The following is a 15,376-nucleotide window of genomic DNA, read 5'->3' on the forward strand; positions in this document are numbered from 1 at the left end:
TTTCGGTTGGTCATGAATCGATGTGCAGCGGGGGCACCCGAAGCGCCGACGACAAACTGTCTGCCAGGCTTCCACGTAGGGTTTCTGGAAGTCGAAGTGCCCCGCCGGAGTGATCGACTGCGCTGAAAAATCTAGGCCGCGGGCGTACGTCACCACGGCGAGTTTATTGTGCAACATGCCTTCCAGACCGCGCTGCGGGTCAACGCTGAACAGGATGTCTTTCTGCGATACCAGGTCGATGAAGTGCTTGAAGTTTGTACGGGATGTCACACCATCGCAGTTGCAATCGCCCTGGAGCGCCAGGCAAAAGCCAGCACCATCAGCAGCCCCAGACCCGCCCCCATCGCGTTGCCGAGATTAAAGGTACCAATGTTCACCGCCGAGGCCAGAGTTGTCGATTTCAAAACCGCGTGCCTTGTAGGTCTGCCGACCAGGACCAGAGGAAAAGTCCAGGAACAAACCGGGCGTCGCCTTGACCAGCATTGAGAATGCGTTGATGCAGGAAAACCTGAAGTGCGGAGCATGAATGCCCAGGGGAGCAAGTCTCTGCGGCTAATTAATCCAGATGCGTTGCATCTGGGCTGAGGTACTGAGACCAGGCACGGCGGTCAGTGAGTTTTTGTGACAGCCGAGCGAATTTTTATCGATTGCTGGATTGACAGCGCCTTCTTAGGATTTCCACTGACCGACTGGGTTTGGCAACGATAATAAAAGAGGAATTCTCGATGACGCTTGCAAATAAGAAAGTCGCCGTAATTACCGGCGGCGCTATGGGTATTGGAGCGGAAGCGGCAAGTGCGCTGGCAAGCGATGGCCATCATGTAATCATTTGCGACATCAATACCACCGAGGCCGAACGTTTCGCGCAACACCTGCGTGACCAAGGTTTCTGCGCCGATGCCTTCCAGATCGATGTCGGTACACCTGCCTCTGTGTCCGCTGCGTTCGAATGGATTGAGGCCAAGTTTGGGCGCTGCGATGTGCTGGTCAATTCCGCAGGCATCGCCAAGACCATGCCTTTCCTGGAATTTGATGCCGATGTCTTCAACCGGACAATGCTGATCAATGTCACGGGCACGTTCTTGTGCTGTCAGCTGGCGGCACGCATCATGCGTAAGCACGAATTCGGCCGGATCATCAACATTGCCTCCGTTGCAGGGATGCGCGCAGTAGGCAAAGGCCGGACGGCCTATGGCACATCAAAAGGTGCTGTGATCGCGCTGACAAGGCAGATGGCCGTCGAGCTGAGCGAATACGGAATTACCGCAAATGCCATCGCCCCTGGACCGGTCGATACGCCGATGACCAAAGAACTGCACAGCGATGAGTTCCGTAAGGCTTACAGCAACGCCATCCCAGCGAAACGTTATGGCACCACGCGTGAAATCGCCGGAGCAGTCAGTTATCTGGCCTCTGACGTTTCAGCTTACGTAAATGGAATTGTCTTACCCGTGGATGGTGGCTTCCTTGCGTGGGGCGCCGGCGATATCTGAGTAGCACTGACACGAACAGAAGGGGGCGCGTAATGACCAGGCACTCCCTGTGCGGCTGATCATTCGGCCGCCATTTCTTCTACGACCCACTTCACCAGGTCCGCTGTGTCGGCCCGCGCTCTGGCGTTGGGCGAGATCCACAGCACCAATTTTTCCGGGCCTTCAACACAGCCAAACGGGGCTACCAGCGCGCCACTCTCCAGTTCCGCTTGCACCAGCATCCGCGGCACACAGGCAAATCCCAAGCCGACCTTGGCCGCTTGAATAAGCAGATAGAAATGCTCGAAGTACTCCAATTCAAGGGAATCGGGCATGGTCATCTGCAAAGCTGAATACCATTCTTTCCAAGCATGCGGGCGAGTCTTGGTAGCCAGCAGCTTTTTTCCACTCAGGTCGCTAATTTGCTGCACACCTGAAGCCGCGAGGTAATCAGGCGAGCATATAGCCCCAATCCATTCATTGGCCAACGGGATCGGCGCGATGCCGGGAGGTGGGGCAATGCTCTCCAAGCGTATCGCCACGCTGACGCCATCTTGAGCAAAGTCGATTGGACCGTGTCCGGTTCTCAAGCCCAGTTCCATCGTCGGAAAGTTGCTGTGCAACCCGGCAAGCCTTGGTAGCAACCAATGCATCATGATGGACGCCGAACATGACAGCTCCAGAGGTTGAGGGCGCACTTCGTCAATACTTTGCTGGATCAAGTTGAATGCGCGGCCCAGGCCGGCGGCAAGGCGTGCGCCTTCGGGAGTCAGTTTGGTGCCATGCGCATTACGCGTGAGCAAGACGACCCCCAGCACATCCTCAAGCGTCCGAATGTGTCGGCTGATAGCACCGTGAGTCACGGAAAGGGCATCAGCGGCTTCGCCGAAGGTGCCTTTCCTCGCAACCATTTCGAAAGCTCTGAGTGCATTGAGAGACGGTCGCGGAGGGGATGACATGTGCTGCACCTCATGAGCAGGCCATGGCGACCAGAACGCTGGTCGAACCAGAAACCTAATGTGAGTTTTTCTCAACTTAGCGGGAAATCATATCGTTAGCCCGTTCGCAGGGTCAATGTATATTCGAAGTGAGGGCCGCCCCTGCAAAAGTGGCCATTGAATATAAAAAAAGTAAAGCCAAGGTGATTATCTATGGTCGATCAAACAGCCGGGCGCGAAGAGTTTACGGCCCGTTTCTTCGTTGAGAGCAGTTACCCGATTGAACGGGTCGGCGAGGTCATCGCTGGCGAGCAATCCAGCGGTACATTTATTGCCTTGCCCGGCGAATCTGCAGAGTTGAAAGAGCGTTCACGGGCACGTGTAGTGTCCGTCAAGTCTCTTCCAGCGGTCACCCGTGCTTCGTTACATAGCGAATACCTGGCCAGGCACAATCCTTCGGCGACATATTATCGCGGCGAAGTTGAAATCGCTTTTCCAACGGCCAATATTGGTCCGAATCTTCCTGCACTGTTGACCACCATTGCCGGCAATCTATTCGAGATAGGTGAAGTCAGCGGTTTAAGAGTGCTCGATGTCGATCTTCCGGCAACATTTGCCGCTGGCTTCTTGGGCCCACAGTTCGGTATTGAAGGGACTCGCAAACTGTGCGGCGTTCATGACCGTCCAATCATTGGCACCATCATTAAACCCAGCATCGGCCTGACACCTGAGCAGACCGCTACCGTGGCCGATGAGCTGTGCGCGGGTGGTATTGAGTTCATCAAAGATGATGAACTCCTGATCGACCCGACCTATGCATCCTTCGATGCGAGGCTGAATGCTGTCATGCCTGTACTTCACAAGCATGCAGATCGCCTCGGCAGGATGCCGATGTACGCGATTAATATTTCTGGGAGCATTGATGAAATGCTTCGCCGCCACGACGCCGTGCTGGAGTCGGGGGGGACCTGCGTCATGCTCTGCCTGAACTGGGTTGGGCATTCGGGGGTCGAGCACATCCGTAAGCATTCCCAACTGCCTATTCACGGCCATCGCAACGGCTGGGGTGCCTTTACCCGCAATCCACAGCTGGGCTTTTCGTTTGAGGTCTATCAGAAAATCTGGCGCCTGGCTGGCATCGATCATCTGCACGTCAATGGCATTCAAAGCAAATTCTGGGAACCGGATGACTCAGTCATTGCCTCGGCACTGAGCTGCCTGACCCCGTTTTCGGGCGTCCAACCAATCCTACCGGTTTTCTCTTCCGGCCAATGGGCTGCCCAAGCGCCAACGCTTTTCGAAAAGCTGCAGTCGGTGGACCTCATGCATCTGGCGGGCGGTGGAATTATCGGCCATCCCCTAGGTATCGGTGCCGGCATTCAGAGTATGCGCGAAGGATGGGAAGCGGCGACTCAAGGCATACCCTTGCAACAGTATGCAGAGGGCCGGCCAGCACTAACCGCCGCCTTGGCAAAGTTTGGAGGCGTATGAATCATGCAGTCAGCCAATACGCCTAGGCTTCGTCTGGTGTTTTACGGTGACGACTTCACCGGCTCGACCGATGCTCTGGAAGTCCTTACCGCAGCCGGCCTGAGATGCGCACTGTTTTTGGCGCCACCGTCGCCCGAGTTGTTAGAGGAGCTGGGTGGTTTCGACGCTATTGGCATCGCTGGCGATAGTCGCGCGTTATCCAATGCTGAAATGGATGAAGTGCTTCCAGACCTATTTGAAGCAATCAAGCGCCTGTCCCCCGACCTTGTGCATTACAAAGTTTGCTCCACGTTCGACAGCGCTCCCGACGTGGGCAACATTGGCCATGTCATTGAGCTCGCATCACGCGCCTTTGGGGTAAAAGGTGTGCCAATCGTCGCGGGTAACCCGGCCCTGGGTCGTTACTGCGTGTTTGGCAATTTGTTTGCGCTGTCCAAGACCGACCACTGTGTACACCGGATCGACCGCCATCCCGTCATGCGGGCCCACCCCATCACGCCTATGGGAGAAGCGGATCTGAGTGTCCATATCGGCCAGCAAAAGAATTTATCGATTGCCAAAATTGACATCCTTCAGCTTGACCAAACTGCCGACCTGAGTTTCCTGGTCAGCCAAGCTTCTCTGAGCCATGACTCGGTTCTGATCGACGGCACCACCGATGCACATATGACCCTTGCAGGGAAAGCACTCACGGAGATCTCTAGCAGCTCGGCGCCGTTGTTCGTGGTTGGCTCTTCAGGTGTCGAATATGGATTGACGCAGCACTGGCATTCGGTGGGGCTGATAAATGCCTACCAAACTCAGGTCACTGCGCTGCAGCCCACCAGACAGGTGTTGGTCATTTCTGGAAGTGCATCTCCGTTAAGTCGCGCTCAAATCGATACCGCTATCGCGAGTGGATTTGTCGAGTTGGCAGTGGATGCGGCAGCGATTCTCCCAGAATCACATAAAGGAAGGAGGGTTCAGGATGTAGTGGCGACGGCAGTGGCGCACCTCAAAAGCGGACGCTCCGTGCTGATCCACACGGCAAAAGGTCCGGATGACCCGAGAATTGAACAAATGATCGAAGCGATGACCGCCAAAGGCCTGCTTCGTGACGAGGCAAAAATCCGCGGCGGTAAGCAATTGGCTGTCGAAATGGGCTACATCGTTCTGGACATTCTTAAGGCGTATCCGCTCGAAAGATTGGTTATATCCGGTGGTGATACGTCAAGTCAGATCACCAAGATTCTCGCCCCTGAAGCATTGGTCATCAAATCCGATCTCTCTCCCGGTGCGCCCCTCTGCCAGGTGCGCTCGAAAAAACCGTACTTGGACAACCTGGAAATCGCCTTGAAAGGCGGGCAGATGGGTGACCAGGACTACTTCGTAAAAGCGCTCACAGGTAGGAGCTAACTTCCGTTCTAGGACAGGAACACGCTTGCATATTTACAATAACAACAGGTGAAACTATGCAAACCTCACTTTTAAGTAGCAACGAGACTCATCATGAGTTTATTGATGATGAGAAGAAAAAATCCATGAAAAATGTTGTTGCCGGGAGTCTCTTCGGCACAGCGTTAGAAACCTATGACCTCTATTTGTACGGTACCGCGGCGGCGCTGATCTTCGCTCCTCTGTTCTTTCCAGGCACCGATGAAGCCGTCTCAAGACTCGCCTCGCTAGCGTCCTTCGCCATATCATTTGTCGCACGGCCACTGGGCTCGCTGGTGCTTGGGCATTTCGGCGACCGGATAGGCCGCAAGAAATTGCTCTACCTCACGCTGATCATCATGGGCTTGAGCACCGTCGGTATTGGCTTGCTGCCTACCTACGCGAGCGTAGGAATCTGGGCACCCATCATGCTGTGTGTGCTGCGCTTCATCCAGGGCTTCGCTTTTGCCGGAGAATACAGCGGTGCAGTGCTCATGCTACTTGAGCATGCACCCCGGCGAAAACGTGGCTTTTATGCAGCCATCAACAACATTGGTCCGGTGTTCGGATTCATCGCCTCGGCGGGGTTGCTGTTGATTGTCAGCAGTTTATTGTCGGTGGAGGATTTCTATAAGTGGGGATGGCGCATTCCATTCATCGCCAGTCTCGCTCTGTTGGTCGTCGGCGTCTTCGTACGGTCCAAAGTTGCCGAATCTCCGGTGTTCGAAAAGACTGCCGAAAAGCGCGCGGCAGCCAAGGGGCCGAACCTGTCACCTGCCATGCGCCTGTTTACCAAGTATCCTAAACAGTTACTTTTGGTCGCAGGTGCCAACATCTGTCATTTTTCGACATTCTATCTTTTTACCGTGTTCGCATTGAGTTATGGCCAGAAGGAACTGGGCCTTTCCAATGCCTTTGTGCTCTCGGTAGCGATGGTAGCTATCTGCACGCACCTGGTAATCGTTCCCTTCGCCGGCGCAATGGCTGATCGACTGGGTCGACGCACCATGATGTTGATTGGCTTCGTGGTGACTGCACTGGCCGCGTTTCCCTTCTGGCACCTATTTTCCACAGGCCAGTTCCTACCCATGGTCTTGGGCTCATGCTTGTTCATGGCCGGCTATGGCTTGGTATACGGTGCTGTGCCTTCATTCACCGGCGAGGCATTTGGACCCAGCGCACGATTCACCGGGTTTGCCATGGCCACCAATGTCGGTGGCATCATCGGTGGCGGCACGGCGCCCATCGTCGGCGCCTACCTGCTCAGCCATTATGGCTCGCCCTACGCCATCTCGGTCTACACGGTAGTGCTCGCAGCAATCTCTGCCTTGTGCGTCTACCTGTCTGCCGAAACCAGAATGATCGACATCACTGACGAGTAATGCCCCCCGCGTGCGGCTTGCCCACATGCCGCACGCTTGCTCGACTCAGCAAGCGTAACGCCCTCCAGGCATAAGCGGGCGCAGACCACATTTATCAGTAAGCGGGTCAGACCACGTTCATGAATCGTGGTCTGACCCATACCCTCCATACCCTCCATACCCTCCATACCCTCCTGGCGAATATATGATGATTCGAACAGCACCGGTGGCATAGGAATCCAGTGTATCGAGAGGTTCGTGGTTTTAACTGGCCAGAGTGATCACACCCTGGGCCGCGAGGACGAGATCTGCTGCCCGCTCGCCAATGACCACACAAGGCGCCATGGTGTTGCCGACGGTGATTCGGGGCATGACCGAGGCATCCGCGATCCGCAATTTCTCGATGCCATATACGCGCAACTGATGGTCGACCACAGACATTTCATCTCGGCCCATTTTCGCGGTGCAGGACGGGTGCCAATAGGACACGGCAGAATTGCGGATGAACTGCTCCATGGCACGGTGCGCTTTCGGCCCGGGCACCACCTCGCGCTTTACCAGGTCGTTGAAGGTTTCGCTGTTCCCGAGTGCCCTGCAGAGGTCGATCGATGCAAACGCCGCCGCCATGTCCTCGGGCGCGCTCAGCGAGTTCGGTTCGATGAGTGGAGCATCCGACGGCCCGGCGCCCGATAGGCGCAGGCGCCCTCGACTGACAGGCCTGGCCAGCCCTGCGAACATCGTCCAACCCTGTTGCGGTGGCTGGATACCCACTTCAGCAGGAGAGGGCACCGCAAATTCAAGCTGGCAGTGCAGCAGGTCTGGCGCGTCCAGGCGACTGTCGCTTTTCCAGTACAACGTGGTTTCACAACCGCCGCCACCAACCGCCTGGGGTTGCAGGTACTCCCAGGTACAGCCAAAGGCAACATGATCCTGAAGATTCTGACCCACACCGGGAAGGTGACTGATCGGGACGATGCCATGGGTGCGCAGTTCACTCTCCGGGCCGATGCCTGATTGCATGAGCACCTTGGGCGTGTTCACCGCGCCCATGGACAAGACGACTTCGGCTTCGGCATAGAAGCAGTGCCGTTGCCCTTCGATGATCACTTCGACACCGACCGCCCTTGTGCCCCTAAGCAGGACACGGGCCACCAGCGCGCCGGTGAGGACGGTCAGGTTCGGTTGGTGCAGCCGTGGTCGGACATAGGAATCGTAAACGGATTCGCGCCTGCCCTGGTTGATGCGTAGGTCGGTGATCGCGGCCCCGCCGGGGCCTTCCATCATCGCTCCGTTGGGACTGTCATATCGGGGGATACCCAGACGGCTGGCCGCTTCCAGGGTTGCCCAGGCGAGGGGTTGAGGCGAGGCCGGCTGCTCGACATGCACGGGGCCACCTGAACCACGCCGTGCGGCATCCGGGCTGCCGTGCCAGTTCTCGATCCTGCGGTAGTAATCCAGCACCGAATCGTATCCCCAGGCGCAGTCGCCGGACTCGGCGGCGAAGTGATCCCAGTCCGATCGATGCCCGCGTGCCCAGACCATCACGTTGATGCTGGAGCCACCTCCAAGTCCCTTGCCCATGTTCAAGGAAAGGCGACGCCCGTTGAGGTGCGGATTGGGTTGTCCTGCGAATGCCCAGTCGCGCTCTGAACCGAGGTTCAGCGGCCACTGCGCCGGCTCTGCAACTTCAGGGCCGGCGTATTCGCTGCCTGCTTCAATCAACAACACGCGTGCGTTGTCCTGTTGGGCAAGGCGGGCCGCGACCACGCAGCCGGCCGTACCCGCACCACACACGATGAAGTCGTAGTTTCGATCACGCCGATGATTCATGAGTCCGTCCATATCGATGCAGCGGTTGGGTTCAGGGTTATCAGGGGGGGGCCGCGTCGGTCACTGCTCGCCGACGCTTTTCACGGCCTCGAGAATCACCTTGGCCACTTCGGCCGGCTGCGACTGCTGGGGCACGTGGCTGGTGTGCACCTGCGCCAGGGTGGCGCCGATACGCTTGGCGGCGGAACGCTGGACATCGGGATGGATCATCCGGTCCTCGGTGGCGAGCAGATACCAGGACGGTTTGGTCTTCCAGGCGGAGACGGTCGTTTTGTCCTCGAACGCGGATGCCTTGATGGGGCCTTGCGTCGCGGTCATCACGGCGGTCTGCGCCGCTGGAAGATCCTGGGCGAAGTCCTTGGCCATGCCTTCCGGGGTCAAGTAGAGGAAACCGTTGCCGTCAGCCTTGATCTGACTGATGCCCGGGGGCGTGGGCGCGCCTTTGCCTTGTTCGCCGCTGGTTTGACCGGCATCGGGAGCGAAGGCGGCGACATACACCAGGGCGCGGACTTTCTTGTCGTTGCCGGCCTGGGTAATCACGGTGCCGCCCCAGGAATGACCGACCAGCACGACCGGCCCCGTCTGATTGTTCAGCGTTCTTTGCGTTGCAGCGACATCGTCGGCAAGCGAGGTGAGCGGGTTTTGCACGACCGAAACGGCAACCCCCTTGGCCTGCAGAAGCGGCACGACCTTGGCCCAATCGGAGCCATCGGCGAATGCGCCGTGTACGATGACCACCGAAGGCGTTGTATCTTGGGCCTGGCTGATACCGGCGGCCAATGTGCTTGCAAGGGCGAAGGCGACGGTGACGGCTTTTGATCTGAATGTTTTCATGGGATGAACTCCTGTGTGGGAGCTCAATTCTGCTGACTGGCCTGCTTCGTGGGCATCGGTCATTTATCCGACCCCAAGGCATTTTCATGGATAGTGCGTTGCAACTGGACATTTCATTGAGCGCAGCGCTGCAGGCGATCGGCCAGGTCGGGGACCTCAGCATGGGCCAGCCACTCGGGCATTCGCGACGCGTTGCCGCACTGGCGCGCAGGCTGGCGCAGGCCTCACACGGCGATGGCGAGCACCTGAGGGTGGCGGAGCAGGTTGCCTTGCTGCGCTGGTCCGGCTGCACTGCCAACGCCGAAGGGTTTGCGGATCTGCTCGGTGATGACGTCGATGGCCGCCGCGCGATGCTCGACCTGACCCTGAGCAAAGAGGCCATGAACGCGGTGCATCAGGCGACCCCGCTGGCCGTTGTGCACTGCGAGGTCTCCGGCGAAGTCGCGAAAACCCTCGAACTGGGGGCCGCTGTCGAGGCAGGCTTGTGTCGCGTATTCGAAACCTACGATGGGACTGGCCGGCCGCTGGGCTTGACCCATGAGCACATTCCGGAGGTCGCCTATCAGGTGGTGCTTGCCGGTGATCTGGACATTCTCAGTCGAGCACATGGCTTGGACGCGGCGCTGCGCTGGATCCGCGACCAGTCGGATCGGCGCTATCCCGCTGCCCTCGCGTCGTTGCTCATGGATAACGCCAGGGCGTGGCTGGCAGACCTGGATGGCCGCTCTCAAAACCCGGTCCATGGGGAGGCCGAACGCTCCGTCTCACTGACCTTGGTGGGGGACGTGATTGACTTGAAGCTACCCTGGCTGGCGGGGCATTCGCGGCGGGTGGCGCATGTCGCCATGGAGGCTGCGCGCTTGTGGGGGCTAGATGAACCCACCCTGACAGCGCTCGGAAAGGCGGCCCTCGTCTACGGTCTGGGGCGGGCAGCCGTTTCCAACCAACTCTGGAACACCGCCGGGGCGCTTCCTTATAGCGCCGCGGAGCGGGTGCACCTGGTTCCCTACTGGACGCAACAGGCGCTCAGGCCTATCAGTGAACTGGCCGTGCCTGCGGAGATTGCCGCCCATGCCTACGAACGGCTCAACGGCAGTGGCTACTTTCGAGGCGTGATGGGGGATGCGCTGTGTGCCGAGCATCGACTGTTCGCCACTTCCGTAGCCTGGGTCGCACTCAGGGAAGCCAGGCCATGGAGGGCGGCCCACGGCGAATCGGAGGCGGCCAGACTGCTGGAGCAGGATGCCGCCAGTGGTTTGTTCGACAAGGCTGTATGCGAAGCGGTTATCGCCGCTGCACGTGGCGAGCGTCTGACTCATCAGCCGAAGAGTTCGTTACTCACCGCACGGGAGTGTCATGTACTCCTGGAAATCAGCCGTGGCGCCAGTAACAAGCAGGTGGCGCGACTGCTGGACATCAGTCCGAGCACCGTTCGCACACACATGGAAAGCATATTTCGCAAACTGGAATGCTCGACCCGAGCCGCCGCGACCCTGAAGGCATTGACGCTGGGCTTGATCTCCTGATGCCAAGGCGCGGCAGATCGATCATTCCTGGGCGGACGGATTGGCGCGAGCCAGGGCGATGAATGCCTTGACCGCGGCAGAGGGGTTGCGGCGGTTCGGGTAGTACAGGCAAAGCTTGTCCCTGGGCGGTGTCCAATCTTCCAACACTCGCTCGAACTGGCCGGCCTCGATTTCATCCTGAACGTCCTGCTCCATGAAAAAGCCGAGCCCCATGCTTTCCTGCACCACTGCCTTGACGACGCTCGGTTCATCGAGCGTGAGCGGGCCGCTCACATCGAGCCTGGTCACTTCCCCATCGCGCTCGAAATGCCAAGGAAAAATCGCCCCATTCGGCAAACGAACACGCAGGCACCGATGGTTGAGCAGATCAGGCGGCGTCCGTGGCCTACCGTATTGCTCGAAGTACGCCGGTGTACCGACCACGGCATACCGTTGCGGCAGGCCGAGGGGGATCACGATCATATCGCTCGGTACGAGGCTCGCGGAACGGACGCCGAAATCGAAGCCGTCAGCGACGATATCCACCAGGCGGCCTTCGGTGACAAGGTCGATGTGTACCTTCGGATGATGCCGCAGCAATTCCATCATCAACGGCAGCAGTGCTGCTCGAGCAGCGCTGGCGAACGCATTGATGCGCAGCGTGCCCGAAGGACCGGCATTGTGAGATCGCACCGAGTCGAGCGCAGTCCGCAAATCCTGCAGGGCCGGCCCCACCTGCTGCAGAAAGATCCTGCCCGCTTCGGTGACGGCCACGCTACGCGTCGTACGATTGAACAACCGCGTTTCGAGGCTCGCTTCCAGCTTGGCGATGGTGCTGCTTAACGCGGTGGTCGAGACATTGAGATCGATGGCGGCTTGTCGGAACGAAGCCCTGCGGGCAACCGCTAGGACAGCGTCCAGCTCGCTCAGGCCTAGACGAGTATCTGACATGAATTGTCCTGGATTTTGGGATAGGCCATAAAGTTTATCCCAGTTGAGCAAACTATCGGTCAGGTAGCAAGATCGCTCCCAGCAATCCATCCAGGAGACCGGCCAATGAGCCTTCAGCTTCCCGACGTCGTTGAGACGTACTTCAATATCAGCAATGGCGGCGACGTATCACAGCTTGCGAGCTGCTTCTGCCCACAGGCCACGGTGTTCGATGAAAACCAGACGCATGAGGGCATTCAGGCCATCGAAGCTTGGCAACAGGAGGTCCGGCGGGCGTTCTCCTTTGACGTTCAACCTTTGCAGGCGCAGCAGGGGGAGGGCAAGTTGACTGTCATCGCACGGCTTACTGGCGATTTTCCTGGTAGCCCGGTTCATCTGAATCACGTCTTCACGCTGGAGGGCGATCGAATAGGTGCTCTGGAGATCACGCCATGCTGAACCTTGGCTTGAGTGGTAAGCGAGTCCTCGTCACCGGAGGCACCAAAGGCATCGGGAAGGCTGTAGTCGAGCTGTTGCTGGCGGAGGGCGCGCAGGTGCTTACCTCCGCTCGGAAGGCAAGCGGTACGCTGCCGGATAACCTCTTGGTCCAGGCCGATCTTTCGACCCGGGAAGGCTGTGATGCGGTCGTCGCCGCGACCAGGCAGCGATTGGGCAGTGTGGACATCATCGTCCACGTCCTGGGTGGTTCCTCGGCACCCGGCGGCGGCTTCGCGGCACTGGACGAAGAGCAGTGGCAACGTGAGCTCAATCTGAATCTGTTTCCGGCCGTGCGCCTGGATCGCGCCTTGCTACCGGATATGCTGGAGCGAAAGGAAGGGGTCATCCTCCACGTGACCTCCATCCAGAGTCGGCTGCCGCTGCCGGAAGCTACGACAGCCTACGCAGCGGCCAAGGCTGCGCTTTCGACTTACAGCAAGAGCCTATCGAAAGAGGTTTCGCCCAAGGGCGTCCGTGTTGTCCGGGTTTCGCCGGGCTGGGTGGAAACCGAAGCCTCGGTCGCCTTGGCCGAGCGACTCGCGCAGGAAGCCGGTACTGACTATCAAGGCGGCAAGCAGATCATCATGCAAGCCCTGGGAGGCATCCCGCTCGGGCGCCCCTCGACCCCGTCAGAGGTGGCCGACCTGATTGGCTTTCTGGCTTCGCCGCGAGCTTCATCTATCACGGGAAGTGAGTTTGTGATCGACGGCGGAACGGTGCCGACGGCCTAGGCGGTTGTTTCGGCCGAGACATTACGATGCATCCCGGTGCTGAGCGAGGACGCAGGAACCAGTCAAAGTGTTTTGTTACCAACGGGCTCACAATAAAGACAATGAGGCTGACGGTGATCAGCGTTAGAACCAGTGTTCGATGCCACACGGCCCAGTCTTCGGCCAGCGGACTCAATGCGTAGAGCAGGAGTGTCACGATGGGGTGAACGAATACGGTCATGACGATTACCATTCTGATTCTGGAGGGGCTGATCGGAGCGAAGGCAGGGCCGTCGCTTGCCTTCAGTCTCTTTGCATCGCAGTTCATGGCCTTGGACGTGTTCAAATCACTGACCTCTCAGTAGTCGGCGCTCGGCCGCTGGCGAAACTTCTTGTACCAGGCGTCAAGGCGTGGATGAGCGGAGCCGAAGGGGTGGTCGAATCTCTCCCGGCATGTTTGAAAAATTGAAAATACCGTGCAATCCACGATCGAAGGCCTGTCTCCTGCCAGGAACTCGTTATCTCCGATCGTCGTCTCCAGGACATCCAGTATGGCGCGCCATGACTATCTGACGGGAGGGAAGAGCCCGATTCTAAAGTCCATCCTCAACGAGGTTCTTCAAGCCGTCCCACAAACGATGGAATGGTGGGATGATCCCGAAATCCTCCCCATCGGCGATACGGACATTACGTTGCGCGACGCACAGGGCCGTTGGCGAAGCTATCGCATCAATATCCTTGTCTCCAAGGACAGGCCCGGACTTCGCATCGCCTTCTACGATGAAAAAGTAGCTTAGAGCGGAATGTACCGAACGGATCCCGGGAATGACCAGGCTGGCGTTTTTACCCCCATTAAAGGGTACGAAATGCCGCAAGCTCTCAGTAATTGAAAGTCATTATCATTTGATATATTCTCGCGACTCCTCCTCGCTTGAGTCGCTTGCGTGTCCAGGCCATCCGATCCTCATTCCACCGACGGCCAGTTCGAGAGCCATTCGAGTGAACTGCTGCGCTTCCTCACACGGCAGGTGAAGTGCGCAGAACTGGCGGCCGACCTGCGCCAGGAAACTTGGTTGCGCTTTCGCCGGCGCGAGTCCGAGCAAGAGATCGGCAATCTTCGTGCGTTCCTCTATCGCATCGCGCGCAACCTGATCATCGACTACCGCCGTCAGCAAAAATCCCGCCCCGTCGAGGAGGAGATATCCATCGAATTGGTCAGTGCCCAGCCGGGTCCGGAGCGAGCGGCAAGCGACGCCCAGCGCCTGGAGCGACTGCAGCGCGTGGTCCAGGATTTGCCACCGCACCTGCGCCAGGCGTTGTTGTGGAATCGCCTGGACGGGCTGACCCAGCGTGAGATCGGCGAGCGCCTGGGGGTCTCGGAAAGCATGGCCGGACGCTATATCCTGAAGGCCCTCGAACACTGCCAGCAGCAGATGGACCCGCAGCCGTGAATCATCCTTCGCTTCTCGATCAGGCCCGGCAATGGCAGGTGCTGCTACATTCTGGCCGCGCCACCGCTGCCGATCGCGCTGCCGCGCAGGCCTGGCGTCAGGCGGCCCCCGAACATGAGCAGGCGTTGCGTGAGGTGGAAGGGCTGTGGTCGTTGCTCGGTCAGATAGAACGTCCGGCCGAGCAGCCTCAGGTGCGCGTAATACGTCGCCATCGACTGTGGGCGGCTCCACTGGCCTGCGCCGCGATGCTGTTGCTCGCCCTATGGCTACCGCGCGGCACCTGGATTGGCCTGTATGCCGATATCAGCACCCAGCCGGGGGAGGTGCGCGAGGTGCGTCTGGCTGATGGTTCGCTGTTGACCCTCAACGGCGATTCGGCGCTGGACTGGCAGTTTGTCGACGGTCGCCGTGAGGTCAGGCTGTACCGCGGCGAGGCGGATTTCCAGGTCGCCCATGACCCGGCCCGGCCGTTCATTGTCAGGGCCGGCGAGGCGCGCATTCGCGTCACCGGCACGCGCTTTGATGTGCGTCTGGAGGAGGGCGGTGTCGACCTTGCGGTAAGCGAGGGCCGCGTGTTGGCTTCCAGCGAGGGGCGCGAGCCGCTGCCGGTGGTGGGCGGGCAGCAGGTGCAGTGGCGCGGCGGGGCGCTGCAGGCGCCGCAAGCACTGGATGCGCGCCAGCGTTTGAGCTGGCAGCGCGGCAAGCTGGTGTTCCGCGACCAGCCGCTGGAGCAAGTGTTCGCCGAGCTTGAGCGCAGCCAGTCTGCGCGGGTGCTGTTTGTCGACGAAGCCGCTCGCCGGCTACAGGTGACCGGCGTGTTCGCCCTTGATGATCCACAGGCGGTGTTGAGCGCTGTGGAAACCACCTTGCCTGTGCGTCTGGTGCGCCTGCCGGGGTTGATCCTGGTCACGTCCCGCCGCTGAGGCACGCGCCTGTCCCTTCA

At 59.0% G+C, this 15,376-nt stretch carries 16 protein-coding genes and 2 pseudogenes; 11 read left to right on the top strand and 7 right to left on the bottom strand.

The annotated features are described in order from the left end of the window. Window positions 1-63: 63 nt before the first annotated feature. Together IB266_RS09230 and IB266_RS09235 are read right to left on the bottom strand one after the other, a co-directional pair. Window positions 64-265, bottom strand: a pseudogene (locus IB266_RS09230) (NAD(P)H-dependent oxidoreductase); the annotation flags it as partial. Between the two features lies 1 nt (window position 266). After that, window positions 267-410: pseudogene (locus tag IB266_RS09235) on the bottom strand (MFS transporter); the annotation flags it as partial. A gap of 315 nt (window positions 411-725) precedes the next feature. Between IB266_RS09235 and IB266_RS09240 the strand changes: the two are divergent. Beyond that, window positions 726-1,493, top strand: coding sequence for an SDR family NAD(P)-dependent oxidoreductase (locus IB266_RS09240; protein ID WP_060741615.1), 768 nt, complete (start codon window positions 726-728; stop codon window positions 1,491-1,493). 59 nt (window positions 1,494-1,552) lie between these two features. Here IB266_RS09240 and IB266_RS09245 read toward each other — a convergent pair whose 3' ends face one another. Continuing rightward, window positions 1,553-2,431, bottom strand: a complete 879-nt coding sequence (locus tag IB266_RS09245) for a LysR substrate-binding domain-containing protein (RefSeq protein WP_060741616.1) — start codon at window positions 2,429-2,431, stop codon at window positions 1,553-1,555. Window positions 2,432-2,623: 192 nt separating this feature from the next. On the opposite strand from IB266_RS09245, the gene IB266_RS09250 reads away from it, so the two are divergent. From IB266_RS09250 to IB266_RS09260, 3 genes are read left to right on the top strand one after another with little or no spacing between them, the layout of a single operon-like run. Further along, complete coding sequence (locus IB266_RS09250) at window positions 2,624-3,901, top strand: ribulose-bisphosphate carboxylase large subunit family protein (protein ID WP_192260988.1); 1,278 nt, start codon at window positions 2,624-2,626, stop codon at window positions 3,899-3,901. Window positions 3,902-3,904: 3 nt separating this feature from the next. Beyond that, window positions 3,905-5,296, top strand: coding sequence for a four-carbon acid sugar kinase family protein (locus IB266_RS09255; protein WP_192260989.1), 1,392 nt, complete (start codon window positions 3,905-3,907; stop codon window positions 5,294-5,296). A gap of 56 nt (window positions 5,297-5,352) precedes the next feature. Then, window positions 5,353-6,696 carry an MFS transporter gene (locus IB266_RS09260; RefSeq protein ID WP_192260990.1) on the top strand — a complete coding sequence of 448 codons (1,344 nt, stop codon included), beginning with the start codon at window positions 5,353-5,355 and terminating at the stop codon, window positions 6,694-6,696. 243 nt (window positions 6,697-6,939) lie between these two features. On the opposite strand, the gene IB266_RS09265 is transcribed toward IB266_RS09260, so the two are convergent. Both IB266_RS09265 and IB266_RS09270 read right to left on the bottom strand, forming a co-directional pair. Then, entirely contained in the window at window positions 6,940-8,505 is a 1,566-nt protein-coding gene (locus IB266_RS09265; RefSeq protein ID WP_192260991.1) for a GMC family oxidoreductase, read from the bottom strand. Window positions 8,506-8,565: 60 nt separating this feature from the next. Next, window positions 8,566-9,339, bottom strand: a complete 774-nt coding sequence (locus IB266_RS09270) for an alpha/beta hydrolase (protein WP_192260992.1) — start codon at window positions 9,337-9,339, stop codon at window positions 8,566-8,568. An 86-nt stretch (window positions 9,340-9,425) separates the two neighbouring features. On the opposite strand from IB266_RS09270, the gene IB266_RS09275 reads away from it, so the two are divergent. Next, window positions 9,426-10,865, top strand: coding sequence for an HD domain-containing phosphohydrolase (locus IB266_RS09275; RefSeq protein WP_192260993.1), 1,440 nt, complete (start codon window positions 9,426-9,428; stop codon window positions 10,863-10,865). Between the two features lie 21 nt (window positions 10,866-10,886). Here IB266_RS09275 and IB266_RS09280 read toward each other — a convergent pair whose 3' ends face one another. Next, on the bottom strand, window positions 10,887-11,795 hold the full coding sequence (locus IB266_RS09280; protein WP_192261093.1) for a LysR family transcriptional regulator: 909 nt from the start codon (window positions 11,793-11,795) through the stop codon (window positions 10,887-10,889). Window positions 11,796-11,900: 105 nt separating this feature from the next. Between IB266_RS09280 and IB266_RS09285 the strand changes: the two genes are divergently transcribed. The 3 genes from IB266_RS09285 (at window position 11,901) to IB266_RS30875 (ending at window position 13,347) form a co-directional block, all read left to right on the top strand. Then, complete coding sequence (locus IB266_RS09285) at window positions 11,901-12,233, top strand: nuclear transport factor 2 family protein (RefSeq protein WP_192260994.1); 333 nt, start codon at window positions 11,901-11,903, stop codon at window positions 12,231-12,233. Then, entirely contained in the window at window positions 12,227-13,003 is a 777-nt protein-coding gene (locus IB266_RS09290; RefSeq protein ID WP_192260995.1) for an SDR family oxidoreductase, read from the top strand. Before IB266_RS09285 ends, IB266_RS09290 begins: the two co-directional genes overlap by 7 nt. Before the next feature lie 218 nt (window positions 13,004-13,221). Continuing rightward, on the top strand, window positions 13,222-13,347 hold the full coding sequence (locus IB266_RS30875) for a hypothetical protein (RefSeq protein ID WP_263864929.1): 126 nt from the start codon (window positions 13,222-13,224) through the stop codon (window positions 13,345-13,347). On the opposite strand, the gene IB266_RS09295 is transcribed toward IB266_RS30875, so the two are convergent. Beyond that, complete coding sequence (locus IB266_RS09295; RefSeq protein ID WP_192261094.1) at window positions 13,341-13,535, bottom strand: glutathione S-transferase family protein; 195 nt, start codon at window positions 13,533-13,535, stop codon at window positions 13,341-13,343. The two genes, IB266_RS30875 and IB266_RS09295, sit on opposite strands and share 7 nt — an antisense overlap. Between IB266_RS09295 and IB266_RS09300 the strand changes: the two genes are divergently transcribed. From IB266_RS09300 to IB266_RS09310, 3 genes are all read left to right on the top strand, one after another. Further along, window positions 13,534-13,779, top strand: a complete 246-nt coding sequence (locus IB266_RS09300) for a hypothetical protein (RefSeq protein WP_192260996.1) — start codon at window positions 13,534-13,536, stop codon at window positions 13,777-13,779. The two genes, IB266_RS09295 and IB266_RS09300, sit on opposite strands and share 2 nt — an antisense overlap. 147 nt (window positions 13,780-13,926) lie before the next feature. Next, a complete protein-coding gene (locus IB266_RS09305) occupies window positions 13,927-14,433 on the top strand; it encodes an RNA polymerase sigma factor (protein WP_060741623.1) in 507 nt (168 codons plus the stop codon). Further along, on the top strand, window positions 14,430-15,356 hold the full coding sequence (locus IB266_RS09310) for a FecR family protein (protein WP_192260997.1): 927 nt from the start codon (window positions 14,430-14,432) through the stop codon (window positions 15,354-15,356). Before IB266_RS09305 ends, IB266_RS09310 begins: the two co-directional genes overlap by 4 nt. The last annotated feature ends 20 nt before the right edge of the window (window positions 15,357-15,376 follow it).

Source organism: Pseudomonas sp. Pdm06 (assembly GCF_014851795.1).
GTDB lineage: Bacteria > Pseudomonadota > Gammaproteobacteria > Pseudomonadales > Pseudomonadaceae > Aquipseudomonas > Aquipseudomonas fluorescens_AA.